The sequence below is a fragment of the Acinetobacter sp. AKBS16 genome (assembly GCF_002899995.1).
Lineage (GTDB): Bacteria > Pseudomonadota > Gammaproteobacteria > Pseudomonadales > Moraxellaceae > Acinetobacter > Acinetobacter baumannii.
This window is the reverse complement of the sequence record NZ_POYH01000101.1, coordinates 128506-128996: the sequence shown is the minus strand read 5'-3', so window position 1 is coordinate 128996 and position 491 is coordinate 128506. Positions and strand designations below refer to the sequence as shown.

Annotated in this window: 1 pseudogene; it reads left to right on the top strand. The window is 43.8% G+C overall.

The annotated features are described in order from the left end of the window. Positions 1 to 491: pseudogene (locus C1642_RS20045) on the top strand (hydroxymethylglutaryl-CoA lyase); the annotation flags it as partial.

Sequence of the window (491 nt, the reverse complement as noted above, 5' to 3'; positions counted from 1 at the left end):
AACAACGCTTAAACTTTATTAATGACCTAATCAGTGCAGGCCTAAAATCCATTGAAGTCGGTTCATGCGTTTCGGCAAAATGGGTACCGCAAATGGCCCAAAGTGACGAGCTATTTAAGCTGTTACCCCAAACAACCGATGTGCAATTTAGCCTGCTTACTCCAAATATTAAAGGTTTTGAAACTGCTCAAGCGGTAGGATGCAAAGAGGTTGCGGTGTTTACCGCAGCTTCTGAAAGTTTTACCCGTAAAAATATCAACTGTTCAATCGACGAAAGCTTTGAAAAGTTTAGCGATGTCCTGAACGCAGCAAAAGCACATAACATCCGTGTACGCGGCTATGTCTCTTGTATTGTCGATTGTCCTTATGAAGGCGCAATTGCCCCTGAGCAAGTCGTAAAAGTGGTTAAACGACTCTATGACATGGGCTGCTATGAAGTGTCTTTGGGTGAAACCATTGGCACCGCAACACCAGATCGCGTTCAAAAGGTA